This is a genomic window from Halopseudomonas xiamenensis (assembly GCF_014219065.1).
GTDB lineage: Bacteria > Pseudomonadota > Gammaproteobacteria > Pseudomonadales > Pseudomonadaceae > Halopseudomonas > Halopseudomonas xiamenensis.
Genome location: NZ_JACLGO010000043.1, coordinates 1 through 23,552 on the forward strand (window position 1 = coordinate 1; position 23,552 = coordinate 23,552).

The window sequence follows — 23,552 nt, forward strand, 5'->3', positions numbered from 1 at the left end:
CTATACGCACGCATCGGCTTTATGTTTTTCAACCATCGGAGCTTGCAACCGGGGAGGAGTCCCTATACGCAATGACGCAATGCAAATGCGGCCCAGGTTACGCCCAACCGTCATTGCGAACCGCAGGTGAAGCAATCCATGCGGGGGACAGGGCATGTGTCGGCCCATGGATTGCCGCGCCCTTGTTCGACCCGCAATGACGAACTTCAGATATCCTCGAATTTCCCCGCCAACCGATTCTTGGTTACCTGATCCGCCGCAAACACCTTGCCGCTCATGGCGATATACACTCCCGGTTGGCAGACATTCAGTGCGCCAATGGCCAGCCCCAGGTTGAACAGCGCATCCGAGTCGCGAAAGCGGGCTGGTTGCATGGCGCCGGTGAGGACGATTATCTTGTTCTCGATGTCGGCCAGCGCTGCGGCGGTGACGGTCATGGTGTCGGTGCCGTGGGTGATCAGGATGTGCTCATGGGGGCAGGCGGCGACCTTGCTGTGGATCAGCTCGCGGTCGGCGTCATTCAGTTCCAGGCTGTCCTTTTTTACCAGCGACTCGATGGCATAATCGAAGCCGACCCGGGCCTGCTCCAGCAGTTCGCCGGCCATGGGCTCGCCGATCTGGTATTCGCTGAGCGCGTCGAAGTACACCTTGTCGAGGGTGCCGCCGGTGCTGAAGATCTGTACGAACATGACTTTCTCCCAGGATGATTGCCACCAGTATGCCGTCTGACACCGCCGAACACAGCCCCGCCACCGCCACGCCGACGAAAACCTGGTGGGTCTACATGGTGCGCGCCGAGAATGGCCATCTGTACACCGGCATCAGCACCGACCCCGAGCGGCGCTTCCAGGAACATGTCGGTGGCAAGCGTGGCGCGCGCTTCTTCAATCGCAGCCCGGCACGGGCGCTGGTCTGGCGGCAGAGTTGCGCCGACCACTCCGACGCGCTGCGGCGGGAGATCGCGCTGAAACGGCTGGTGAAGAAAGCCAAGGAAGCGCTGATCAATGGCGATTGCCCCCTCCCGAAACTGGAAAGGACGACCTGACCGTAATGCTGTTCACTTAACGCCGTCATCCTCCCCCAACCCCATCATCCTTCCGCCCAATCCCGTCATCCTTCGCGAAGGCGAAGGATCCAGGGTACCGGCTGACTCAGAGCGCCTGTGGATCCTTCGCCTTCGCGAAGGATGACGAGGTGGTAGAGAGCAATCCCGTATTATTTCAGATCAGCTCAGCAGTGGGGAAACTCCTTGAGTGAACAGCATTAACGACCTGATCGGGACTTCCTCACCATTCCCATTGGATCTGGATCTTCAGCGGTGCAGAATCGAGCGTCAGCAGCTAAGCTGAATCCACTTCGAGTATTGAACCGAGGCTGTCATGAACGAGTTGATTCTGCATCACTATCCGCAATCACCCTTCGCCGAGAAAGCCCGGCTGATGCTGGGGCTCAAGGGGCTGTCCTGGCATTCGGTGCTGATTCCGCCGGTCATGCCCAAACCCGATCTGATCGCCCTGACCGGTGGCTACCGGCGCACCCCTGTGCTGCAGATCGGTGCGGATATCTATTGCGATACGGCCCTGATCGCGCACCGTCTGGAGCGCGAGAAGGCGGTGCCGGCGCTGTTCCCGGAGGGGCAGGAGGCGGTGGCGGCGGCGCTGGCGCAGTTTGGTGACCAGGTGCTGTTCCAGAATTCCATCGCCATCAACTTCCAGCCCCACGCCCTGGAGGCGCGCTTCACCGGTCTGCCCCCGGAGGTGGTCAAGGGCTTCGTCAGGGATCGCAAGGCGCTGTTCGAGGGTGGCTCGGCCAGCCGTCCCGAGCCCGAGGTGGCGCTGGCGCAGTGGCCGGTGCTGATGGGCCGGCTGGAGACCCAGCTCGACCGCAACGGCGAGTACCTGCTGGGCGATGAGCCGAGCATCGCCGACCTGGCCTGGTATCACCCGCTGTGGTTCATGGCGGCCAATGCCGCAGTGTCGATCCTGCTGGATGACTATCCGAACATTCGTGCGTGGATGGCGCGGGTCAATGACTTCGGTGCCGGCGCCTCGGTACGCATGGAGCCGGAGGAGGCCATCCGCATCGCCCATGACGCCACGCCGGAAGATCTGCCCGAACATGGCTTTGTCAGTACCCGCGGATTGACTCTGGGCCAGGCGGTAACCGTGCAGGCGGTGGATTACGGCTGCGATCCGGTGGCCGGCAGCCTGGTCCATGAGGAGCAGGACGAGGTGGTGATCGCCCGGGAAGATGAGCGGGCCGGCCTGGTTCACGTGCATTTCCCGCGGCTGGGCTATCGGGTCGACGCAGCCTGATGCCGGGTTCGGCAGAGGTCGTCGATGCGGTGATTCGCGTCGCGGGCCTGAGCAAGACCTACGCCTCGGGGTTCCAGGCGCTGAAGTCGGTCGATCTGCAGATCCGCCGGGGCGAGATTCTCGCCCTGCTGGGCCCCAACGGGGCGGGCAAGACCACGCTGATCAGCATCATCTGCGGTATCGTCAATCCCAGCGGCGGGGTGGTGATGGTCGATGGTCACGACATAGTGCGCGACTATCGCCAGGCGCGCAGCCGCATCGGGCTGGTACCGCAGGAGCTGACCAACAACCTGTTCGATACCGTATGGGCGACGGTGAGCCTGAGCCGCGGGCTGTTCGGCAAGGCGCCGGACCGCGCCTATCTGGAGCAGTTGTTGCGCGACTTGTCGTTGTGGGACAAACGCCGCGAGAAGATGATGGCGCTGTCCGGTGGCATGAAGCGCCGGGTGCTGATCGCCAAGGCGCTGGCCCATGAGCCGCAGATCCTGTTTCTCGACGAGCCGACCGCCGGGGTCGATGTGGAGCTGCGCCGGGACATGTGGAACATGGTACGCGGGCTGCGTGAGCGCGGGGTGACCATCATCCTCACCACTCACTACATCGAGGAGGCGGAGGAGATGGCCGATCGCATCGGCATCGTCAACCACGGCCAGTTGATCCTGGTGGAGGACAAGGCGCTGCTGATGCGCAAGCTGGGCAAGCGCCGGCTGACCATCCAGTTGCAGCAGCCGCTGCATGAGCTGCCGGCGAGCCTGGCCAGCCAGGCGCTGGAACTGAGCGCGGACCGCTGCAGCCTGGTCTACAGCTTCGATGCCCAGGGCGAACAGACCGGGGTGGCCGATCTGCTGCGCAGCCTGGCGCGCGAGGGTATCGAGTTCAAGGACGTGAACTCCAGCCAGAGTTCGCTGGAGGAGATCTTCGTTGGGCTGGTACATGGCAGCAATCAGCAGCGGGAGCAGGCATGAATCTGCATGGCATGTGGGCGATCTACTACTCGGAGCTGTCGCGCATGTGGCGCACGTTGTTCCAGAGCATCGCCTCACCGGTGATTTCCACCTCGCTGTACTTCATCGTGTTCGGCGCGGCGATCGGCGCGCGCATGGAGCAGGTCGACGGGGTCAGCTACGGCGCCTTCATCATTCCCGGGTTGATCATGCTGATGCTGCTCAACGAGAGCATCGCCAACGCTTCCTTCGGCATCTACATGCCCAAGTTCACCGGCACCCTGTACGAGGTGCTGTCGGCGCCGGTCTCGCCGATCGAGATCGTCATCGGCTATGTCGGTGCGGCGGCCACCAAGTCGGTGCTGCTGGGGCTGCTGATCCTGCTCACCGCGCGGCTGTTCGTCAGCTACCAGATCGAGCATCCGCTGTGGATGCTGTCATTCCTGATTCTCACCGCAGTGACCTTCAGCCTGTTCGGCTTCATCATCGGCGTCTGGGCCGATGGCTTCGAGAAGCTGCAGATCATCCCGATGATGATAGTCACGCCGCTGGCCTTTCTCGGCGGCAGCTTCTATTCGATCAGCATGCTGCCGCCGCTGTGGCAGACCATCACCCTGTTCAATCCGGTGGTCTATCTGATCAGCGGCTTTCGCTGGAGCTTCTATGGCCAGGCCGATGTGCATATCGCCGTCAGCCTGGGCATGACCCTGGTATTTTTGCTGGTCTGCCTGACCCTGGTCTGGTGGATCTTCCGCACCGGCTACAAGCTCAAGCCCTGACCGGGGAAAAGGGTTGAACAGTCACCTGCCACGCCGGTCTCTGTAGCAAGAGGGCGAGCAAAGGCGGGTGAGCAGATGATCTATTCCGATCGTACCCAGGCCGGCCAGGAGCTGGCCGAGGCGCTGGGCGACTATGCCGGCCGCGGCGATGTGCGGCTGCTGGCGTTGCCGCGTGGTGGCGTACCGGTGGCGGCGCAGATCGCCAGTGCCCTGCGTTTGCCGCTGGACATCCTGCTGGTGCGCAAGCTCGGCATACCCGGGCAGGAGGAGTACGCGATGGGCGCGATCGCCAGCGGTGGTAGCGTCTATCTGGACCAGCAGCTGATCGCCGGGCTGGGCATCAGTGCCGGGCAGGTCGAAGCCGTGCTGGAACGTGAACAGGCCGAGCTGCAGCGCCGCAGCCAGGTCTACCGGGGCAATCGCGCCGAGCCGGACCTGCAGGGCTGCAGTGTGATCCTGGTGGACGATGGCCTGGCCACCGGAGCGACCATGCGCGCGGCGATCGAGGCGGTGCGGGTACGCGGTGCGCAAGCGGTGGTGGTGGCGGTACCGGTCGGCGCCGCCGAGACCTGCCGCCAGCTCGAAGCCATGGTGGACCGGCTGGTGTGCCCGCACCAGCTCGAATTCCTGCGCGGGGTTGGCCTGTGGTATGCGGATTTTCGCCAGGTCAGCGATGCCGAGGTCATCGAGCTGCTGCAGCGGCACCGCCAGGAGCAGAGCTGATGAACAGCACTGATATCGCCCTGAGCCGGGCCATCGAGCGTCAGGCTCAGCCATTGACCGGCGCGCTGAGTGACTTCGACAGCCTGGTCGAGGCGGCGCGCGGCAAGCAACTGGTGCTGATCGGTGAGGCTTCCCACGGCACCAGCGAATTCTACCGGGCCCGGGCGCAACTGACGCGCCGTCTGATCAGCGAGCTGGGTTTTGCAGGGGTGGCGGTTGAAGCCGATTGGCCCGATGCCTACGCAGTCAACCGCCATGTATGGAATCTCGACCCGCAGCAGCGTGCCGAGCAGGCATTGCAGGTGTTCGAGCGCTTCCCGGTATGGATGTGGGCCAATACCGATGTGCTGGATTTCATCCGCTGGCTGGCCGAATTCAACGCCATGCCGACGCGGGCCGAAGCCGGATTGCGTCCGGTCGGCTTCTATGGCCTGGATCTGTACAGCCTGCACAGTTCCACCCGGGCGGTGATCGGTTACCTGGAAAGGCAGGACCCGCCGGCTGCGGCGCGGGCACGGGAGCGTTATGCCTGCCTGGATCAGTTCCTGCACGAGCCGCACCTGTATGGCCAGTCGGTGGAGTTCGGCCTCAGTGCCTCCTGTGAACAGGTGATTACCGATCAATTGCGGGAAATGCAGACCCGGGCCTTCCAGCGCCTGGAGGGGCTGGGACTGGTGGCCGATGAGCAGCGTTTCTGCGCCGAGCAGAATGCCCGGCTGGTGCGCAATGCGGAGCAATACTACCGGGCGATGTTCCGCGGCCGGCCCAGCTCCTGGAACCTGCGCGACAGCCACATGTTCGAGACCCTGGAGGCACTGCGTGGTCACCTCACGCACCAGCTCGGCGAGCCGGCGCCCCTGTTGGTATGGGCGCACAACTCCCATGTGGGCAATGCCGCGGCGACCGAGATGGGCGCCAGGGGTGAGCTGAATATCGGTCAACTGGTCCGCCAGCAATATGGCGATCAGGCCCTGCTGATCGGTTTTTCCACTGCCACCGGCGAGGTCACCGCCGCCTCGGACTGGGATGGACCGGCGCAGACCAAGGTGGTCCGCCCGCCACTGCCCGGCAGCTACGAGGCGCTGTTCCAGGCGGTGGGGCGGGAGGCTTTCCTGCTCGATCTGCGCGGCAGCGGCGTGCTCTCCAGCGGGCTGGCCGAGGCTCGCCTGCAGCGGGCGATCGGGGTCATCTACCGGCCGCAGACCGAACGTCACAGTCACTATTACTACAGTCACCTGCCGCAGCAGTTCGATTTCATGCTGCATTACCAACACACCCACGCGCTGCAGCCTTTGGCTCGTGACTCGCTCGCCAGTGGTGAGCTGGGCGAGACCTGGCCCAGCGGGTTGTAACAGGTTTCAGTCCACCGGCCGGTAGGAATGCCGCTCGGGACCGCCACCATGGTGTACCTGCTCGCAGGCCTGCATCAGATAGGCGGTCTTGACCAGCGCCAGGTGCGATAGTGCCTGGGGGAAGTTGCCCAGCAGGCCGTGCGAGGGGTGGTATTCCTCGGCCAGCAGGCCGACATCGTTGCGCAGTGCCAGCAGGCGGGCGAACAGGGCTTCGGCCTGTTCCTCGCGCTGGTCCATGATCAGGTTGTCGACCATCCAGAACGAGCAGGCGAGAAAGGCGCCTTCCCAACCCGCCTCGCTGTCCTGGGGATGGAACCGATACACCAGGCCGTCGCGCAGCAGCTCCTGTTCGATCCAGGCTATGGTGGCGCGTACCCGCGGGTCCTCCACCGGCAGAAAGCCCAGCAGCGGAATCATCAGCAGGCTGGCATCCGGCTCGGCGTCCTCGTAGCTCTGCTTGAAGGCGCCGCGCCGCGGATCCACCCCCAGCTCGCAAACCTGCGCATGGATCTCGTCGCGTACTGCCCGCCAGTGCTCCAGAGGTGCATGCAGTCCATATTCCTCGGCATCGCGGATGGAGCGGTCGAAGGCTACCCAGGCATAGACCTTGGAATGGACATAGTTGCGCCGGCGCCCGCGTAGTTCCCAAATACCTTCGTCCGGTTGGTGCCAGCAGCCGGCGATCCTGTCCAGCAGCCGGCACTGGCGGTGCCAGCTGTGCTGGTTGGGGCGCATGCCGCTGCGCCGGCCGATATGCAGCAGGTCGATCAACTGGCCATAGACATCCAGCTGGTGCTGGTCGCGAGCGGCGTTGCCTATGCGCACCGGACGCGAGTCGAGGTGGCCGGGTAGCCAGTTGAGTTCACGCTCATCCATTGACGCTTCGCCGTGGAGATCGTAGAGCACGCGCAGGTCACCGTGCTTGTCCATCACATGCATCAGCCAGTCACGCCAGGCATGCACTTCATCCAGGTAGTTGGAGTCGATCAGGATATCCAGCGCCCAGACCGCATCGCGAATCCAGCAGAAGCGGTAGTCCCAGTTGGCTCCGGCGCCGGGGGCTTCCGGCAGCGAGGTGGTCGGCGCCGCGACCATGCTGCCGGTCGGCAGATAGGTCAGCGCCTTGAGCGTGATCAGCGAGCGGATCACCGCATCGCGCCAGCGGCCATGGTAGGTGGACTGGCTGACCCAGCTGCGCCACCAGCGGCGGCAGTCGTCGAGCAGCTGCAGGGCATCGCCTGCCGGCGTCGGCGCCTGGTCGGGTGGCAGGTGCTGGAGGATAAAGCAGGCGGTCTGCCCGGCCTGCATCTCGAATCGGGCAACGGCGTGGTCGGCGGCCAGTTCCAGCGGCAACGTACTGTGCAGCAGCAGGCGTTGCCGATCCTCGGCCCACAGGCTGCAGCCCCCGGCCTCCGGTTCGCAGCATGCTGGCCTGGCGCCATAGCCGAAGCGTGGCGAGAGTTGCATATGCATGGCCAGGCTGCCAGCCAGACCCTCGACACAACGCACGATCAGGCTGGCGTCGCCCACCGGCATGTGATCGGTCACCCGTACCCGTGCGCCCTGGCAATCGAACTCGGTGCACAGCACCAGGGTGTCCTGCTCGTAATAGCGATGTATCCGGGTCGGCGTGTGCGTGGGGGCGATCTGCCAGAAGCCGTGCTGCTCGGTGCCGAGCAGTTTGCTGAAGCAGGCGGGTGCATCGAAGCGCGGCGGGCAGAACCAGTCGATGCTGCCGTTGCGCCCGACCAGGGCGGCGCAGCGCAGATTGCCGATCAGGGCATAGTCCTTGATGGATTGTGTCATGGGCCAGCTCCCTACAGGTTGGGCGTCAACGCTTTTTCAGCAGCAACAGCGCCAATGGCAGCAGCACGGCGCCGGCGATGACCCCGGTGAGGGTCTTCCTGTGCATGGTCAACCACAGTTGACCGCTGTAATCACGTGCCTCGCTGTCGAATCGGCCATGACTGCTCATGTCCCGGTCCACTGGCTGGAACAGGTTGTCCGGCCGGTTCGGTACCAGCGGTCGGTCGTCTTGCTGGCCTGCATAGCCCCGTTTCTGCAGGAGACGGTCGGCGAAGGCGGGCAGGAGCTTGTTGCCCCAGATAGTCTTGACGGCGGGGAAGCCGACGCAGACTTCCCGGCGCCGCTGGCCTGCCGCCCAGACGATGGCACGTGCCGCCACTTCGGGCTGAAAGATCGGTGGCAGTGGCTGTGGTTCACACTCCAGGCGCGCGCGTGCCCAGTCGAACTGCGGTGTATTGAATGCGGACAGGTGCACGCTGGTGAGGTGGATGGCGCTGTTCTCGTGCTGCAGCTCGACGCGTAGCGCATCGGTGAAGCCACGGCAGGCGAATTTCGCGGCGCAGTAGGCTGACTGCAGAGGAATGGCGCGATAGGCCAGCGCCGAGCCGATCTGGAGAATGGCGCCGCGATTGCGGGGCCGCATGTGGCGCAGGGCGGCGCAGGTGCCGTGGACCGTGCCCAGATAGGTTACCTCCGTCACCCGGCGGTATTCCTCGGCGCTCATCTGACTGACCGGGGACAGCACGGTGACCATGGCGTTGTTGACCCAGACATCGATCGGACCAAGCTCGGCTTCGATAGCATCGGCGGCGGCGTCCACCTGCTGCGCGTCGGCTACATCCAGGGTGCGAACCCAGGCCTTGCCGCCGACCGCCTCGACCTCGGCCCGGGCACCTTCCAGGCCCTTGGCGCCGCGCGCCAGCAGCGCCACGCTGGCACCCTGGCGGGCGAATTCGATCGCCGTGGCCCGGCCGACACCGGCAGAGGCCCCGCTGATCACCACGATCTTGTTGGAAAGACTGGCCATGGCCGCTCCGGGTTCGTCATTTGCCTAAAGCAAGTGACTCCCCGGTGGGCTGTGTCGTTCAGGGAAATCCCCGGACGAAAAACAATCAAAATGTATCCGCGCTACTTTCTCTTGTTGCGCAACTGCTGGATCAGCCCCTTCGGCGGATGCTTGATCACCAGCGAATCCTCGCTCTCGTCGTACTCGACCCGGTCACCGAGCAGGTGCGCCTCGAAGCTGATCGACAGGCCATCGGCCTTGCCATAGAACTTCAGGAAGTTGTTCAGGGTGCGCTTGTCCGGTGGGATCTCCGGGGACAGGCCGTAATCCTTGTTGCGGATGTAGTCGTAGAAGGCACGCGGCTGCTCCTCGTCGATCAGCCCGGACAGCTCCTCCAGCGCCACCTGCTCGCCCTGGCGCGCCTGGCCGCTGACATAGCCGCTCATGGCCTTGGTCTTGTCCTTGAGCTCGTCGACCGGCATATCGGCTTCACCGACATAATCCTGGAACGCCTGCAGCAGGGTGGAGGTTTCCTGCTCGGGGTTGGCGCCTTCGATGCAGCCGATGAAGTCGCGGAAATAGTCCGATACCCGCTTGCCGCTGCGCCCGCGGATGAAGGAGATGTACTGCTTGGAATTGGCGTTCTGCTTCCACTCGGTGAGGTTGATGCGCGCCGCCATGTTCAGGCTGGACAGATCCAGGTGCCGCGCCGCCGCCACGTTGAGGTCGTCGGTCACGGTCACGCCCTCGGTATGGTGCAGCAGGGCGATGACCAGGAAGGCCGTCATGCCCTGGCGGTAGCGGATGAACAGTACGTGCCCGCCGAGTGCCAGGTTGGAGCCTTCCATCAGGGTCTTCAGGTGCTCGGCCGAGCGCTTGGAGAAGCCGACGAAATCCGTTTCCTCGTCCAGCAACTGCTGCAGCCAGCCGCTGAACGGGTAGGCGCCGCTTTCCTCGTGGAAATAACCCCAGGCCTTGTTCGGCTTGCTGTTGTAGGCCTCGATCAGGCCGGCCAGCAACTGTTCCAGCGCCTCGGAGCTGGCCAGCTCGGCATCGCGCAAGGTCAGGCTGGCGGGCTGGCCGTCAGGCTTCTTGTGGATCTGATGAACAATACTGTTGTCGATGGGCATGGATTATCCGCAACGGTAAAACAAAGGGCATGATGTCGGCGGTGCCGAAAGTCTGCAGCACGTTACTCCAGTTCACGGCGCGTCGCAAACCACCGATACTGCGTGTGGGATGCATTGTACAAGGGGGCCTCATGAAACGGGGAATACTGGCCGGCCTGCTGGCCGTGTGGGTATCAGTGAGCGCGGCCGAGCCGCTGCCGGCTTGGCAGAACGCAGTGCCGGAGCAGGCCGACAGGCTGGGCCAGGCACTGGACACCGCCAGCGGCCAGTGGCTGAGCGCGGAGCAACTGGTGCAGCGCCTGGCGGGTGCCGACCGGGTGCTGCTGGGCGAGCAGCACGACAATGACGATCATCACCGCCTGCAGCTGTGGCTGTTGCAACGCCTGCACCAGCAGCGCCCGCAGGCCAGCCTGTTGCTGGAGATGCTCACGCCCGCGCAGCAACCGGCGCTGGACGAGCTGCAGAATGGCACCGCAGACCTGCAATCCGACCAGTTGCCCGAGCAACTGCAATGGAATCCTGGCTGGCCCTGGGACGCCTACGGCCCCATCGTCAGTTGGGCGCTGGACAGCGGCATCCGTCTGGGCGCGGCCAATCTGGATCGGGATGAGATCGGCGCCCTGTACCACGACCCGGTGATGATATCGCCGCATTACCCGGAACCGGTACTGGCCGAACTGCGGCAGACCATCGAGGCGTCCCACTGCGGGCAGATAGCCGAGCCGCAACTGAGCGCCATGCTCGGCATCCAGCAGCAGCGCGATGTGCGCATGGGCGAGGAGCTGGTTGCCGCAGCTGTTCCGACGCTGCTGCTGGCCGGCAATTTTCACGTGCGCAAGGACCTGGGCGTGCCGCTGCACATGGAGGCAGCTGCACCCGTGGTGGTCATGCTGCACGAAGCCGGCAAGCCGCTGCCGGGAGCAGAGCAGGCGGATTACCTCTGGCTGACCCCGGCGGCGCCGGAGCAGGACCATTGTGCGCAGTGGCGGCAGGGTGGGGACTGAAGTGCCTGGGCTTATCGAGCGCCTGCTCGACGAGACGGAGTCGCCCGCAGACCAGATAATCAACCAACATGCTGGCGTTATCCCGCCGCCTATACGCGTAGCGCAGGCGCGCTACACGCCGGGACTGGTGTGCGGGTTCGTTCCTTCAACTACAACGGAAAGATCACCGGCACCAGCAGCACGGTAATGAGCAACACCAGAACGGTGAAAGGCACGCCGATCTTCAGGAAATCACTGAACCTGTAGCCGCCCGGGTCCAGCACCAGGGTATTGACCGGCGAGGACACCGGCGTCATGAACGCCGCCGAGGCGGCCAGCGCCACGGTCATCACGAAGGGGTAGGGCGAAGCGCCCAGCGCCTGTGCAGTGGCCACCGCCACCGGCGCCATCAATACCGCGGTGGCGGTATTGGAAATGAACAGCCCGGTGACTGCTGTGGCGATGAACAGCGTGGCCAGCAGCGCGCGCGGCCCGGCATCACCGAACAGGTTCATCAGCCCGCCCACTGCCAGGTCGATACCCCCGGTCTTCTGCAGCGCCAGGGCAAACGGCAGCATGCCGACGATCAGGATCAGGCTAGGCCAGTGAATGGATTTGTATGCGGAATCCATGGTGATGCACTTGAACGCCCCCATCAGCAGGCAACCGATCAGCGCCGCCATCAGGTTGGACACCACCCCCGAGACCATCAGCACGACCATGACGCCAAGGCTGAGCAGGGCGTAGGGCGCCTTGCGTGCCGCCGGCACCACTTCTTTGATCTCGCTCGGCAGGCTGAGCAGCACGAAATCCCGGGTCAGCAGATGCAGACGGTCGATATCCTTCCAGCTACCGGCCACCAGCAGGGTATCACCGGCCTTGAGCTTTTCATCCACCAACAGGCCGGGCAACGCCTTGCCGTTGCGGCGCAGGCCGACCACATTGAGCCGGTGCCGGCTGCGGAACGCCAGCTCCTGGATGGTCCGCCCCGGCAGCCGTGATTCAGGCGGCAGCGCCACCTCGGCCAGCCCCAACTGGTGTGAGTGCTCGCTGTAGTAGGAATGCTCCAGCGCCAGAGGCGTGACGCCGATTTCCTGGTAGGCGCCAAGCAGGGCGATGGCCGGGCTGGCCAGGTCCACCAGCAGTATGTCTCCCGGCTGCGCCACGGTATTGCCGGTGGCCACCTGCAGCAGGTTGCGAAAGCGCCGCTGGCGCTCGATGGCGATCACATTGATGCCGTACTCGCTGCGCAGCTCCAGCTCGTTCAGCGGGCGACCGATCAAGGGCGAGTCGGCATTGAGCCGCAAGCGCCGTTCGCGCTCGGTCAGCCGGTACAGTGCGGCCAGGTCCTGCATGGTCTGGCGTTCCGGCTCATCCTTGCCGGCACCGCTGCCGCCCAGCCAGCGGCGCACCAGCAACATATAGCCGATACCGCACAGCAGCACCACCAGCCCGATCGGGGTGAAACTGAAGAAGGAGAAACTGTCCAGACCGTGGCGCATCAGCTCGCTGCTGACCACCAGGTTGGGTGGGGTGGCGACCAGGGTCAGCATGCCGCTGATCAGCCCGGCAAAGCTCAGCGGCATCATCAGTCGGGAGGCGGGAATACCCATGCGCACGGTGATGCTCATCACCACCGGGATGAAGATCGCCACCACCCCGGTGGAACTCATCACCGAGCCCAGCGCGGCCACGGTTAGCATCAGCAGCAGGATCAGCCGGGTTTCACTGCTGCCGGCCTGCTGCGCCATCCAGTCGCCGAGCTTGTAGGCAATGCCGGTGCGCACCAGCCCATCCCCGATCACGAACAGCGCCGCGATCAGCAACACGCTGGGGTCGCTGAAGCCGGCAATCGCCTCCTCCACGCTGAGCACACCGGTCAGCGGCAACGCCACTATCACCAGCAGCGCGACCACATCCATGCGCGGCTTGTTGCGAATGAACAGCACCATGCTGCCCAACAGCAATGCCAGTACGATAGTCAACTCGGTACTCATGAATCCCTGTCCGCAAGGCTGAGGTTAAGTGGTACTCAGATTCCAGTAATCAGCAGATCGAGAGCGGCGATGATGTCGTCACGACGCCCGGACAAATCGGCAACGGCTGGACCGAGCAGTTTCTTCTGAATACCTGCCAACTGGGGCGTCATCATCACGTATCGCTTGGCATCGATATCGAAGACGGGTGTCAGAATGCGCATCATCTTTCCCGGTATATCGCCGACGGGGTAGAGCGGCACCACTACCCGTGTGCCCAGTTCTTCAATCAGATCGCTCTGGACGTTCAGCAGCAGAGGAACGGCAGCTCTGGTGGCAGGATTGGTATTTTCATGCACTGTGAACTGGGACATCAGAAGCTCCGCAGTCCATCGCTGAACACACCGTGCCCCTCCACATACTCGTTATAGGCTTGCATGGCAGCCTTGTTTTCCGCCAGCCAGGCTGCGCGTTGCTTCTCCTTCAGAGCGGAGGCCAACGCCTGCTCCAGAGTGGCGGAAAGATTGATGTTCTGCTCCCTGGCCTTGTTGAGCAGATCCTCATTGACACTGAGATTGGCTGACCGTTTGGGTGCGCGAATATCGTAGGTAGCTGGCATATGCATACTCCTTGAGCATGATGCGCATATTTTATGCGCATCACGGTGTTCACGCCAGCGTGAGCCGTATCCAGTTGCTACCCTTCATCTATCGTCCGCTCATTTTCCGTACAGGACATTCCCATGATTACCTGCGATCAGTCGGATTACCTGGAAATCGCCTGCCTTTACCGTATCCCCATTGCCCTGAGCTGGGCGGATGGGCGTCGAGTTGAAGGCACGCCGCTGGATACAGGCTACAACGAGCAGAGGCAGGAGTGCCTGTTGATGGTGGTGGGTGACAGAGAGGAGTGGGTGGTGCTGGATGGGGTACAGAGCATGACGGCGCTGGTGGAAAATCCGCATTTTGCGCAGATTCGGTTTGGCGAAGCGTTTTAATTGCGCCCTGCGGCGGGGTAGCATGTCCCCGTTGCGTCGTTCGGCGCTCTGCAAATGAGGAAGTCACCTGTGGCCGCTGTGCATGCTCCGATCTTCTGGCGTGATACGCGCATGCCCCATGTGGAGCTGCGCAAGGTCGCTGATGGTCGGCAGGTATGTTACGCCCTGCACAGCCACACCCATTGGTCGGTCGGGGCAATTACGGCCGGGCAGAGCACCTTTGTCTATCGGGATGACCGTCATCAGGTGCACCAGGGCACGCTGGTGTTGATGAACCCCGAGGCGGCGCACGCTTGCAACCCCATCGACAACCAGGCCTGGGCCTATCTGATGCTGTACGTGGATCTCGATTGGCTCACCCGGCTGCGGCATGAGCTGGGGTTGCTGGACGAGCCCCGCTGGCAGGATATCGATGTTGCGGTGGTGACCGACAAGGTGTTGTATGGCGGTTATTGCGCCATGGCGCATTGCCTGCTGGATGGCGGGCGCGAGCTGCTGGATAAGCAGACCGAGGTGATCGAGTACCTATCGGCCCTGATGCAGGCATTGTCCGGCCAATCGATTCAGGCTCGGCCGCCGGCACCTGACAGGTTGCAGGAACTGGCAGCCCATATGGACCGCCATTGCACTGCGGAGCTGTCGCTGGATGAGCTGTGTGCCCACAGTGGCTACAGCCCCGGCCATCTGATCCGCGCCTTCAGGCAGCACTTCGGCATGACACCCCACGCCTGGCTGATCAACCGGCGCATTCAATACAGCCAGCGGCAATTGAAAGCGGGCGTCGCCCTGGCTGAGGTCGCACTGAGTGCCGGGTTTGCAGATCAGGCGCATTTCCAGCGTACCTTCAAACGGCTGGTGGCCGCGACACCGAAACAGTACCTGCAGGTATCAGTCGAGCAAGAATAAGCTGCAGCTCGCCGCGAGCAGGGCCGCCAGGGTGCGGTTGATGCCGCGCAATATGGCCGGGCGTCGCACCAGATGCCGCAGGAACGCACCGGCGTACACCCAGCAGCTCAGCGATAGCCAGCAGATGGGCAGGTACAGCGCAGCGAACAGCCAGACCAGCGAGGCGTCGCCACCATTGGTATAGGCACCGATGCCGGCAATGGAGGCCAGCCAGGCCTTGGGATTGAGCCATTGCATCAATGCGCCGGTGGCAAAGCCGGCGGCCTCATGCCGCGCATCATCGGGAATCCTGCCATCATCACGGGCAAGCCGGTAGCTGAGAAACAGCAGAAAGGCGATAGCGGCCCCGTTCAGCCAGCGTTCGAAGCCCGGCAGGCTGGTCAGTAATGAATTCAGGCCGAATCCGATACCCAGGAACAGGACAACGAAGCCCAGCGTGGCACCGGTGACGAAGACCAGCCCCTGGGGGATGGAGCGGCGGATACCGGTGCTTAGGCAAACTAGGTTCACCGGCCCTGGGGAAATGGATGCCGCCAGGGCAAAGATGGACATGGGCAAGACTATCGACAGCATATGCAGACTCCTGGGGTAAAGCATGGAGTCTGCAGGTGAGGCGCTGCTCGGGTATTGAAGGAAATTGCGCTGCCGCGATCAGCTCAACAGCAAGGCATCATCGGCCAGCTTTTCCCCACGTACCTTCTCGAACATCTGCAACAGGTCCGGCACATCCAGCCCCTTGCGTTCATCCCCGGCCACGTCCAGCACCACCTGGCCCTGGTGCAGCATCACCGTGCGGTCGCCGACATCCAGTGCCTGGCGCATGCTGTGGGTGACCATCATGGTGGTGAGCTGTTTTTCCGCGACGATGCGCGCGGTCAGTTGCAGGACGAAGTCGGCGGTGCGTGGGTCGAGGGCGGCGGTGTGCTCGTCCAGCAGCAGGATACGGGATGGCTGCAGGGCGGCCATCAGCAGGCTGACTGCCTGACGCTGGCCGCCGGAAAGCAGGCCGATACGGTCGGTGAGGCGGTTTTCCAGTCCCAGGCCGAGGGTCGCCAGGTGGCTGCGGAACTCGTCGCGCATGGATGTCTGCACCGCCTTGCCCAGCCCGCGACGTTGGCCGCGCTGGTGGGCCAGGGCCATGTTTTCCTCGATGGTCAGGTCTTCGCAGGTGCCCGCCATGGGGTCCTGGAATACCCGTGCCACGCGGGTGGCTCGGCTCCATACCGGCAGTCGCGTCACATCATCGCCGTCGATCAGGATCTTGCCGCTGTCCACCGACAGGTCGCCGGAAACCGCATTGAGAAAGGTCGATTTGCCTGCACCGTTGGTACCGATCACGGTAACGAACTGGCCGGTGGGGATCTCCAGCGACAGCCCCTGCAGTGCCTTGGTCTCGATCGGCGTGCCGGGGTTGAAGGTGATTTTCAGGTTCTGGGCGCTGAGCATCAGGCGTGCCTCCTGCGGGTCAGACGTTGCTTGATCAGCGGAATGACCAGGGCGATAACCACCAGTACCGCGGTGATCAGGTTCAGGTCCTGGGCCTGCAGGCCAATGAAGTCGCTGTTCAGGGCCAGGGCGATGAAGAAGCGATAGATCACCGCACCGATGACCACGGCCAGGGTCAGGAAGATGATCCGCCGGGCCGGCAGGATGCTTTCACCGATGATCACCGCCGCCAGGCCGATAACGATGGTGCCGATGCCCATGGAGATATCGGCACCGCCCTGGGTCTGCACGAACATGGCGCCGGCCAGGCCGACCAATGCATTGGAAATGGCCATGCCGAGAATCACCATGGCGCCGGTATTCACACCCTGGGCGCGGCTCATGCGCGGGTTGGAGCCGGTGGCGCGGATCGCCAGGCCCTGGCGGGTGGAGAAGTAGGCATCCAGCAGCACCTTGGCCACCAGCACCACCATCAGCAGGATCAGCGGGCGGGCGATGTAGTCGGCCAGCCACTGCGGCTGCAGGATGCTGAACATGGTCGGTTCCATGATCAGCGGAATGTTCGGCCGGCCCATGATGCGCAGGTTGATCGAGTACAGCGCGATCATCATCAGGATACTGGCCAGCAGATCCATGATCTTCAGGTGCACGTTGAGCACCGCGGTGACCATGCCGGCCAGCGCCCCGGCCAGGGTGGCGATCAGGGTGGCGAGAAAAGGATCCATGCCGTTGGCAATCAGAACGGCGCAAACGGCGCCGCCCAGCGGGAAACTGCCGTCTACCGTGAGATCGGGAAAACGCAGCAGACGAAAGGAAATGAATACACCAAGCGCCACCAGACTGAAGATCAGGCCGACTTCGAGGGCGCCAAACAGGGAGAACAATGACATGGGATGTTGTGCCTATGGTGAGCGTCTGCGCCGGTGCGGGTGCACCGGCGCAGGTTGGATCAGTCGATGATCTCGGCGGCCGAGTCCAGCAGCTCCTGGGACAGGGTAACGCCCTGGGCGGCAGCGGCGGAGCGGTTGAGATACAGGCTCAGCTCGCCGGTCTTCTGCGGCGCGATGCTGCCGGGGGCTTCACCCTGGAGTACGCGCACGGCCACTTTACCGGCCTGGACGCCGTGCTGGTAATAGTCGATGCCCAGAGCGGCGATGGCACCACGGGCCACGCTGTCGGTATCGGAGGCGACCAGCGGGGTCTTGGTGTCGGTGCCGACCTTGACCAGCGACTCGTAGGCCGAGACCACGTTGTTGTCGGTGTTGGTGTAGATCACGTCCACCTTGCCGACCAGGCTGCGGGCGGCGGAACCCACGTCCACGGTACGCGGGGCAGCGGCTTCGACCAGGGTCATGCCCATGGTCGGCAGCAGCTCGCGCAGGCGCTCGACCACCACCACAGAGTTGGCTTCACCGGGGTTGTAGACCATGCCCACGCGGGTGGCGTTGGGGACGACCTGCTTGACCAGCTCCATCTGCCGGTCCAGCTCCAGCTCGTCGGATACCCCGGTCACGTTGGTGCCGGAGGCGTCCCAGTTACGTACCAGCTGGGCGGCCAGCGGGTCGGTAACAGCGGCGAATACCACCGGCACCGACTTGGTGCTGGCAACCACGGCCTGGGCCGAGGGGGTGGCAATGGCAACGATCACATCCGGGCGGTCACCGACGAACTTGCGGGCGATCTGCGCCGCAGTGGCGGTATTGCCCTGGGCGGTCTGATACTGCCATTTCAGCTTGTTTCCGCTGTAGCCTGCCTCTTCCAGAGCGGCACGCACGCCGTCACGCACCGAGTCCAGCGCCGGGTGTTCGACGATGGCGGTAGCCGCTACCGACTTGGTCTCGGCAACCACGGTGGAGAACGGAGTAGCCAGCGCCACGGCCAGCGCTCCCAGGGACAGCCATTTACTGATGGGTGACTTCATTGTATTTCCTTGTGGGCAGGCAGAGGCCCTTTCTGGTTATTGTTTCCGTGTCACGGAGCACGGCGGGACATTATCCCGCCTCTGCTACATATTGGCGATATGTGTCCGTTGCTCGCTCAGCTGGGCCAGGGCTTTTTCGGCCTCGTCCAGCTTGGCGCGTTCCTTGTCGATCACCGCCGGCGGTGCCTTGGCAACGAAGCCTTCATTGCCCAGTTTGCCACCGATGCGCTTGACCTCACCCTGCAGACGACCGATCTCCTTGTCCAGGCGCGCCAGCTCGGCGTCCTTGTCGATCAGGCCGGCCATGGGTACCAGCACCTCCAGCTCACCGACCAGTGCGGTGGCGGACAGCGGCGCTTCTTCACCGTCGGCGAGGACAGTGATGGAAGCCAGCTTGGCCAGCTTGCGCAGGAAGGCGTCGTTCTCGCCCAGGCGACGGCGGTCCTCGTCACCCGCCTTGCGCAGCAGCAGCTCCAGTTCCTTGCCCGGGGCGATGTTCATCTCGCCGCGGATATTGCGCACGCCGAGGATCAGGCCCTTGAGCCATTCGATATCACCTTCGGCGGCGGCATCAATGCGGTCATCGGCGGCAACCGGCCAGGGCTGCAGCATGATGGTGGCCCCGGCCTTGCCGGCCAGCGGTGCGATGCGCTGCCAGATTTCCTCGGTGATGAAGGGCATGAACGGATGCGCCAGGCGCAGGGCGGTTTCCAGCACGCGCACCAGGGTACGACGGGTGCCGCGCTGGCGCTCGGCGGGGGCGTTTTCATCCCACAGCACCGGCTTGGACAGCTCCAGGTACCAGTCGCAGTACTGGTTCCAGATGAATTCGTACAGCGCGTTGGCGGCCAGGTCGAAACGGAACTGGTCGAGCTGACGGGTCACTTCCGCCTCGGTGCGCTGCAGTTGGGAAATGATCCAGCGGTCGGCCAGGGTCAGTTCCACCTCCTCACCATTCACGCCGGTATCCTGGCCCTCGCACTGCATCATCACATAGCGGGTGGCGTTCCAGATCTTGTTGCAGAAATTGCGGTAACCCTCGACCCGACCCATATCGAACTTGATGTCACGCCCGGTGGAGGCCAGCGACAGGTTGGTGAAACGCAGCGCATCGGTGCCGTAGGCGGCGATGCCCTCGGGGAATTCGGAGCGGGTCTGCTTCTCGATCTTTTCCGCCAGCTTGGGCTGCATCATGCCGCTGGTGCGCTTGGTCACCAGCGATTCCAGGTCGATACCGTCGATGATATCCAGCGGGTCGAGCACGTTGCCCTTGGACTTGGACATCTTCTGACCCTGGCCATCGCGCACCAGGCCGTGTACGTACACGGTCTTGAACGGAATCTGCGCACTGCCGTCGTCATGCTTCATCAGGTGCATGGTCAGCATGATCATGCGCGCCACCCAGAAGAAGATGATGTCGAAACCGGTCACTAGCACATCGGTCGGGTGGAAGGTCTTCAGCGCCTCGGTCTGCTCCGGCCAGCCCAGGGTCGAGAAAGTCCACAGGCCCGAGCTGAACCAGGTGTCGAGCACGTCTTCGTCCTGGCGCAGGGCTATATCACCCAGACTGTGCTTGGCGCGTACTTCCGCCTCGTCGCGACCGACGTAGACATTGCCGGCCTCGTCATACCAGGCTGGAATACGGTGGCCCCACCACAGCTGGCGGGAGATGCACCAGTCCTGAATGTCGCGCATCCAGGAGAAATACATGTTCTCGTACTGCTTGGGCACGAACTGGATGCGGCCATCTTCCACTGCGGCAATCGCCGGCTCGGCAAGCGGCTTGGTGGAAACGTACCACTGGTCGGTCAACCAGGGCTCGATCGCCACGCCGGAACGGTCGCCCTTGGGCGTCTTCAGGCTGTGTGGCTCGATCTTCTCCAGCAGGCCAGCAGCGTCGAACTCCTCGACAATCTTCTTGCGCGCATCGAAGCGGTCCAGCCCTGCGTAGGCCGCGGGCAGGGTGGCATCGATCTCGGCATTCACGCTGCCATCAATATTGAACACCTGGGCGGTGGCCAGAATGGCCGCGTTCTTGTCCAGCACGTTGATCAGCGGCAGGCCGTGGCGCTTGCCCACTTCATAGTCATTGAAGTCGTGGGCCGGAGTGATCTTCACGCAACCGGTACCGAACTCCGGATCGCAGTAATCATCACCGACAATCGGAATGCGCCGGCCAACCAAAGGCAGTTCGACGAACTTGCCGATCAGCGCCTTGTAGCGTTCGTCTTCCGGGTTAACGGCAACGGCGGTATCACCCAGCATGGTCTCGGGTCGGGTGGTGGCAACGATCAGATAGTCCTTGCCCTCAGCGGTTTTAGCGCCATCAGCCAGCGGATACCGCAGATGCCACAGCGAACCGGTCTCGTCGTGGTTCTCCACTTCCAGGTCGGAAATGGCGGTGTGGAAGGCCGGGTCCCAGTTCACCAGACGCTTGCCGCGGTAGATCAGCCCGTCCTCGTGCAGGCGCACAAAGGCTTCCTTCACCGCCTCGGACAGACCTTCGTCCATGGTGAAGCGCTCACGGCTCCAGTCCACCGAGCTGCCCAGCCGCCGGATCTGGCTGGTAATGGTGCCGCCGGACTGCTCCTTCCACTCCCAGACCTTCTCCAGAAACTTGTCCCGGCCCAGATCATGCCGGCTCACACCCTGCGCACCCAGCTGACGCTCCACCACCATCTGCGTGGCAATACCCGCGTGGTCGGTGCCCGGCTGCCACAGGGTATTGCGGCCCTGCATACGGCGGAAACGGATCAGCGCATCCATGATCGAGTTATTGAAGCCATGGCCCATGTGCAGGCTGCCCGTCACGTTCGGCGGCGGCAGGGCAATGGTGTAGGACTCACCAGAACCCTGGGGCGCAAAATAACCATTCTGCTCCCAGGTCTGGTACCAGGAGGATTCGATAGCGTGGGGCTGGTAGGTTTTATCCATGGGTGTTTTGGCTGTCCGGTATATGGCTGGCGACGGTAAAGGGTGCCACGGCAGCTTACAGGAGTCCCGCCTGGCCCGCCGATCGATTGGGGCTATATATAAAGCAGGAACTCCGCGCGCCGTGAGACAGAGTCGCAAAAACGGCCATTATAGCGAGGAGGGAGGGTGGTCGCATCCTTGTTTGCATGGCGTGCAGGGGTGTATTGAACGCCGGTCGTACGCCGCCCCGACACCTGCCTTCACCCTCTATGACTTTCCGACTATGGCCAAGCGCCATTCTCTGGGCTATGTTGACCTCAAAGCATGGCTCGCAGCCGTTCCCGCCCAAGGGGCAAGGACTGCCACCTTCCATACCCGAATTGAGAGCGTACTGGCTTGCCTGCCTGTTGAGGGTTGGGCGGTAGCGTGGCTGGAGGGCTGGCTTTATCTAGTAGTAATGGATTCATGAAAAGACGCAGTCAAGCGAATACGGGGTGGGCTGTGGTGTGATCTGTAAGTTGTTGTTTTTTGTGTATTTATGGTGGCGTGATTTCGGTGAAGCGGAGTTATGTCGAACAAACGATTATGTATTAGTGCCGCATGCGGTCTAATCACTGTTATGTTTCTTGGAGATCTATATCGTGAAGTTTAGCGAAAGAATGGGCATCACTCGGGCGAGCGCTGTTCTTCAAACCGAGTCAATGACCGATGAATTGAGAAATTCCTTGTGGAATATCCTCGATATCCATATCTGGAGCGCTCGAGGTTTTCAGGAATCTCGAGGTGGAAAGTTCGGTGGTATCAGTAACTTCAGCAGAACTCTTTGGCTTAACTACTTTAAACTTAGGATAGATTCGATTCCAGATTACTCATTTCAAATCATGGATTTCATTCGGAATCAATTTTATTTTAGAGCTTGGTATGGGGTTTACGATTTCATCGAGTTTATTGTCGAAATGGAGGAGGATGAGAAGTTAGTCCAAGATCTAAATATCATGCTCGAACGAGAACTTGCAGGGTATCGCATTATTAGCGGCCAAATTGTCCAGATCACCGATGATATGGAAAAGGAGGCGGTAGAGAAAGCACTTGAGCCTGGGCATTTCGAAGGTGCCAGAATCCACCTCCAGAAAGCGTTAGAGCATCTCGCAAATCGGGCGAAGCCCGACTACCGAAATTCGATTAAGGAGTCCATTTCCGCCGTAGAAAGCATCGCCTGCGAATTGAGCGGAAAGAAAGACGCCACGCTCGGTGACGCACTCAAGACACTTGAGCGTGAGGGGCAACTACACGGTGCACTAAAGAGTGGATTCTCTGCAATATATGGTTATACAAGCGACGCGGATGGGATCAGACACGCAATCATGGCGGAATCGAATATTGATGCGGATGATGCTAAATATTTCTTGGTTTCATGTGCTACTTTCATTAATTATCTAAAAGCCAAACATGCGAAATCAACATAGCAAGCGGCAGCACGATGGCCGATTTTCCGCCGCTTTTCGGCTCCAAATCGGCACGTGTGCCGTGCGTTAGGTCGCAGGAGAAGGATCGTGCAGGGGATCAGATAGGAGCATATCTGCAGATGTGCTATTTTTTTTGTATCCTTCACCGCATTTGGATGAATCAACAGAAATATATTTCATAAAGCTTATGAAGCGGTAATGTCTAATGGGAAGAATATCTAAAGTGCTATTTGCATGGACTGCAATGCTGTCAGCGATTTTTTTATTTATAACATGGCCTTGGTCAAGTGGAGAAAATGGAAAAACTCAAGAAGAACATTCTAGGATCTCAATGCTTGAAGAAGAATATGTTAATAGCGAAAATCTTGATTCAGCCATACGGGAAATGGCTTCAAAGGCAAAGTCGGATCTGGAGTCAAGTACAGGCCGTAATGGGAACTATTGGGCTGCTAGTGAATACTTAGAAGCTTATGATAAAAAACAACACTTTTTAGCAGCAATGTACGCCCTTTATGGCGCAGCACAAGGTGTTTCTGAAGCTCAGGCGTATTCGGGACGTATATTTTTAGAGGGTAACGGAGTCGGAATTGATTATATGGAGGCTGCATATTGGTTTAAAAAATCCTCTGATCAGAATAATAGGCTTGGCCAGCATCTGCTTGGGTATTTGTACTTAAATGGGCTTGGGGTTGCTAAAGACCTAAATAACGCTAACGAGCTTTTCCGGAAATCATGTGAAGCTGCGGACTCGAAGTCAGATCCAAGCTGCAAATCTTATGAGAAATTACTCAGAATATTGAGGCACCTTTAGGTGTAGAAGTTCAGACTTGATCTGACAGTTACCGAGTTTTCTGGCTGCGACTGTCAGGTCAAATTCAGCCTATCGATT

The 23,552-nt window shown here is 61.8% G+C and carries 23 protein-coding genes; 11 read left to right on the plus strand and 12 right to left on the minus strand.

Features of this window, described 5'->3' with window-relative positions; genetic code table 11:
* Nucleotides 1–206: 206 nt before the first annotated feature.
* A complete protein-coding gene (locus H6X51_RS19075; protein WP_185269025.1) occupies nt 207–689 on the minus strand; it encodes an asparaginase domain-containing protein in 483 nt (160 codons plus the stop codon).
* 29 nt (nt 690–718) lie between these two features.
* Between H6X51_RS19075 and H6X51_RS19080 the strand changes: the two genes are divergently transcribed.
* From H6X51_RS19080 to H6X51_RS19105, 6 genes are all read left to right on the plus strand, one after another.
* Entirely contained in the window at nt 719–1,045 is a 327-nt protein-coding gene (locus H6X51_RS19080; protein WP_185269026.1) for a GIY-YIG nuclease family protein, read from the plus strand.
* A gap of 334 nt (nt 1,046–1,379) precedes the next feature.
* Entirely contained in the window at nt 1,380–2,315 is a 936-nt protein-coding gene (locus tag H6X51_RS19085; protein WP_185269027.1) for a glutathione S-transferase family protein, read from the plus strand.
* Entirely contained in the window at nt 2,315–3,280 is a 966-nt protein-coding gene (locus H6X51_RS19090) for an ABC transporter ATP-binding protein (RefSeq protein WP_185269028.1), read from the plus strand. The genes H6X51_RS19085 and H6X51_RS19090 overlap by 1 nt, the downstream gene beginning before the upstream one ends.
* Complete coding sequence (locus H6X51_RS19095; protein WP_185269029.1) at nt 3,277–4,038, plus strand: ABC transporter permease; 762 nt, start codon at nt 3,277–3,279, stop codon at nt 4,036–4,038. The genes H6X51_RS19090 and H6X51_RS19095 overlap by 4 nt, the downstream gene beginning before the upstream one ends.
* A 75-nt stretch (nt 4,039–4,113) precedes the next feature.
* On the plus strand, nt 4,114–4,761 hold the full coding sequence (locus H6X51_RS19100) for a phosphoribosyltransferase (protein ID WP_185269030.1): 648 nt from the start codon (nt 4,114–4,116) through the stop codon (nt 4,759–4,761).
* Nucleotides 4,761–6,113 carry an erythromycin esterase family protein gene (locus tag H6X51_RS19105; RefSeq protein ID WP_185269031.1) on the plus strand — a complete coding sequence of 451 codons (1,353 nt, stop codon included), beginning with the start codon at nt 4,761–4,763 and terminating at the stop codon, nt 6,111–6,113. The genes H6X51_RS19100 and H6X51_RS19105 overlap by 1 nt, the downstream gene beginning before the upstream one ends.
* Before the next feature lie 6 nt (nt 6,114–6,119).
* Here the strand turns inward: H6X51_RS19105 and H6X51_RS19110 are convergent, their stop codons facing one another.
* The 3 genes from H6X51_RS19110 to yejK all read right to left on the minus strand — a co-directional run bounded on the left by H6X51_RS19110 (nt 6,120) and on the right by yejK (nt 10,055).
* Nucleotides 6,120–7,919 carry a glycoside hydrolase family 15 protein gene (locus H6X51_RS19110; protein ID WP_185269032.1) on the minus strand — a complete coding sequence of 600 codons (1,800 nt, stop codon included), beginning with the start codon at nt 7,917–7,919 and terminating at the stop codon, nt 6,120–6,122.
* 25 nt (nt 7,920–7,944) lie between these two features.
* Nucleotides 7,945–8,946, minus strand: coding sequence for an SDR family oxidoreductase (locus tag H6X51_RS19115; RefSeq protein ID WP_185269033.1), 1,002 nt, complete (start codon nt 8,944–8,946; stop codon nt 7,945–7,947).
* Between the two features lie 101 nt (nt 8,947–9,047).
* The gene (gene yejK / locus H6X51_RS19120) at nt 9,048–10,055 is read right to left on the minus strand and encodes a nucleoid-associated protein YejK (RefSeq protein ID WP_185269034.1); all 1,008 of its coding nucleotides are present in this window, start codon (nt 10,053–10,055) and stop codon (nt 9,048–9,050) included.
* 131 nt (nt 10,056–10,186) lie between these two features.
* Here yejK and H6X51_RS19125 point away from each other — a divergent pair, with 131 nt between their 5' ends.
* Complete coding sequence (locus H6X51_RS19125; RefSeq protein WP_185269035.1) at nt 10,187–11,059, plus strand: ChaN family lipoprotein; 873 nt, start codon at nt 10,187–10,189, stop codon at nt 11,057–11,059.
* Nucleotides 11,060–11,208: 149 nt separating this feature from the next.
* Here H6X51_RS19125 and H6X51_RS19130 read toward each other — a convergent pair whose 3' ends face one another.
* The 3 genes from H6X51_RS19130 to H6X51_RS19140 are packed head-to-tail and all read right to left on the minus strand — an operon-like array spanning nt 11,209 to nt 13,633.
* Nucleotides 11,209–13,035: an SLC13 family permease gene (locus H6X51_RS19130; RefSeq protein ID WP_185269036.1), complete on the minus strand. Its 1,827-nt coding sequence runs from the start codon at nt 13,033–13,035 to the stop codon at nt 11,209–11,211.
* Nucleotides 13,036–13,070: 35 nt separating this feature from the next.
* Nucleotides 13,071–13,388 carry a CcdB family protein gene (locus tag H6X51_RS19135; RefSeq protein ID WP_185269037.1) on the minus strand — a complete coding sequence of 106 codons (318 nt, stop codon included), beginning with the start codon at nt 13,386–13,388 and terminating at the stop codon, nt 13,071–13,073.
* Nucleotides 13,388–13,633, minus strand: a complete 246-nt coding sequence (locus tag H6X51_RS19140) for a type II toxin-antitoxin system CcdA family antitoxin (RefSeq protein ID WP_185269038.1) — start codon at nt 13,631–13,633, stop codon at nt 13,388–13,390. The genes H6X51_RS19135 and H6X51_RS19140 overlap by 1 nt, the downstream gene beginning before the upstream one ends.
* Nucleotides 13,634–13,756: 123 nt before the next feature.
* Here H6X51_RS19140 and H6X51_RS19145 point away from each other — a divergent pair, with 123 nt between their 5' ends.
* Together H6X51_RS19145 and H6X51_RS19150 are read left to right on the plus strand one after the other, a co-directional pair.
* Nucleotides 13,757–14,011, plus strand: coding sequence for a Rho-binding antiterminator (locus tag H6X51_RS19145; protein WP_185269039.1), 255 nt, complete (start codon nt 13,757–13,759; stop codon nt 14,009–14,011).
* Between the two features lie 69 nt (nt 14,012–14,080).
* Complete coding sequence (locus H6X51_RS19150; RefSeq protein WP_328795769.1) at nt 14,081–14,917, plus strand: helix-turn-helix transcriptional regulator; 837 nt, start codon at nt 14,081–14,083, stop codon at nt 14,915–14,917.
* Here the strand turns inward: H6X51_RS19150 and H6X51_RS19155 are convergent.
* The 5 genes from H6X51_RS19155 to H6X51_RS19175 form a co-directional block, all read right to left on the minus strand.
* Nucleotides 14,900–15,487 carry a LysE family translocator gene (locus H6X51_RS19155; protein WP_221627432.1) on the minus strand — a complete coding sequence of 196 codons (588 nt, stop codon included), beginning with the start codon at nt 15,485–15,487 and terminating at the stop codon, nt 14,900–14,902. The genes H6X51_RS19150 and H6X51_RS19155 overlap by 18 nt on opposite strands.
* A gap of 81 nt (nt 15,488–15,568) precedes the next feature.
* Nucleotides 15,569–16,363, minus strand: a complete 795-nt coding sequence (locus H6X51_RS19160; protein WP_185269041.1) for an ABC transporter ATP-binding protein — start codon at nt 16,361–16,363, stop codon at nt 15,569–15,571.
* Nucleotides 16,363–17,253 (minus strand): ABC transporter permease, encoded by an 891-nt coding sequence (locus H6X51_RS19165; protein WP_185269042.1) that lies wholly within the window; start codon nt 17,251–17,253, stop codon nt 16,363–16,365. The genes H6X51_RS19160 and H6X51_RS19165 overlap by 1 nt, the downstream gene beginning before the upstream one ends.
* 59 nt (nt 17,254–17,312) lie before the next feature.
* A complete protein-coding gene (locus H6X51_RS19170) occupies nt 17,313–18,284 on the minus strand; it encodes an ABC transporter substrate-binding protein (RefSeq protein ID WP_185269043.1) in 972 nt (323 codons plus the stop codon).
* Between the two features lie 84 nt (nt 18,285–18,368).
* Nucleotides 18,369–21,218: a valine--tRNA ligase gene (locus H6X51_RS19175; protein WP_185269044.1), complete on the minus strand. Its 2,850-nt coding sequence runs from the start codon at nt 21,216–21,218 to the stop codon at nt 18,369–18,371.
* A gap of 620 nt (nt 21,219–21,838) precedes the next feature.
* Here H6X51_RS19175 and H6X51_RS19180 point away from each other — a divergent pair.
* Nucleotides 21,839–22,663, plus strand: coding sequence for an AbiJ-NTD4 domain-containing protein (locus H6X51_RS19180; RefSeq protein ID WP_221627431.1), 825 nt, complete (start codon nt 21,839–21,841; stop codon nt 22,661–22,663).
* A gap of 205 nt (nt 22,664–22,868) precedes the next feature.
* Nucleotides 22,869–23,474 carry a tetratricopeptide repeat protein gene (locus tag H6X51_RS19185; protein ID WP_185269045.1) on the plus strand — a complete coding sequence of 202 codons (606 nt, stop codon included), beginning with the start codon at nt 22,869–22,871 and terminating at the stop codon, nt 23,472–23,474.
* Nucleotides 23,475–23,552: the final 78 nt, after the last annotated feature.

Coding starts and splice junctions, on each gene's coding strand:
- H6X51_RS19075 (WP_185269025.1), bottom strand. CDS start 689: ATGTTCGTACAGATCTTCAGCACCGGCGGCACCCTCGACAAGGTGTAC.
- H6X51_RS19080 (WP_185269026.1), top strand. CDS start 719: ATGCCGTCTGACACCGCCGAACACAGCCCCGCCACCGCCACGCCGACG.
- H6X51_RS19085 (WP_185269027.1), top strand. CDS start 1,380: ATGAACGAGTTGATTCTGCATCACTATCCGCAATCACCCTTCGCCGAG.
- H6X51_RS19090 (WP_185269028.1), top strand. CDS start 2,315: ATGCCGGGTTCGGCAGAGGTCGTCGATGCGGTGATTCGCGTCGCGGGC.
- H6X51_RS19095 (WP_185269029.1), top strand. CDS start 3,277: ATGAATCTGCATGGCATGTGGGCGATCTACTACTCGGAGCTGTCGCGC.
- H6X51_RS19100 (WP_185269030.1), top strand. CDS start 4,114: ATGATCTATTCCGATCGTACCCAGGCCGGCCAGGAGCTGGCCGAGGCG.
- H6X51_RS19105 (WP_185269031.1), top strand. CDS start 4,761: ATGAACAGCACTGATATCGCCCTGAGCCGGGCCATCGAGCGTCAGGCT.
- H6X51_RS19110 (WP_185269032.1), bottom strand. CDS start 7,919: ATGACACAATCCATCAAGGACTATGCCCTGATCGGCAATCTGCGCTGC.
- H6X51_RS19115 (WP_185269033.1), bottom strand. CDS start 8,946: ATGGCCAGTCTTTCCAACAAGATCGTGGTGATCAGCGGGGCCTCTGCC.
- yejK (WP_185269034.1), bottom strand. CDS start 10,055: ATGCCCATCGACAACAGTATTGTTCATCAGATCCACAAGAAGCCTGAC.
- H6X51_RS19125 (WP_185269035.1), top strand. CDS start 10,187: ATGAAACGGGGAATACTGGCCGGCCTGCTGGCCGTGTGGGTATCAGTG.
- H6X51_RS19130 (WP_185269036.1), bottom strand. CDS start 13,035: ATGAGTACCGAGTTGACTATCGTACTGGCATTGCTGTTGGGCAGCATG.
- H6X51_RS19135 (WP_185269037.1), bottom strand. CDS start 13,388: ATGTCCCAGTTCACAGTGCATGAAAATACCAATCCTGCCACCAGAGCT.
- H6X51_RS19140 (WP_185269038.1), bottom strand. CDS start 13,633: ATGCCAGCTACCTACGATATTCGCGCACCCAAACGGTCAGCCAATCTC.
- H6X51_RS19145 (WP_185269039.1), top strand. CDS start 13,757: ATGATTACCTGCGATCAGTCGGATTACCTGGAAATCGCCTGCCTTTAC.
- H6X51_RS19160 (WP_185269041.1), bottom strand. CDS start 16,363: ATGCTCAGCGCCCAGAACCTGAAAATCACCTTCAACCCCGGCACGCCG.
- H6X51_RS19165 (WP_185269042.1), bottom strand. CDS start 17,253: ATGTCATTGTTCTCCCTGTTTGGCGCCCTCGAAGTCGGCCTGATCTTC.
- H6X51_RS19170 (WP_185269043.1), bottom strand. CDS start 18,284: ATGAAGTCACCCATCAGTAAATGGCTGTCCCTGGGAGCGCTGGCCGTG.
- H6X51_RS19175 (WP_185269044.1), bottom strand. CDS start 21,218: ATGGATAAAACCTACCAGCCCCACGCTATCGAATCCTCCTGGTACCAG.
- H6X51_RS19185 (WP_185269045.1), top strand. CDS start 22,869: ATGGGAAGAATATCTAAAGTGCTATTTGCATGGACTGCAATGCTGTCA.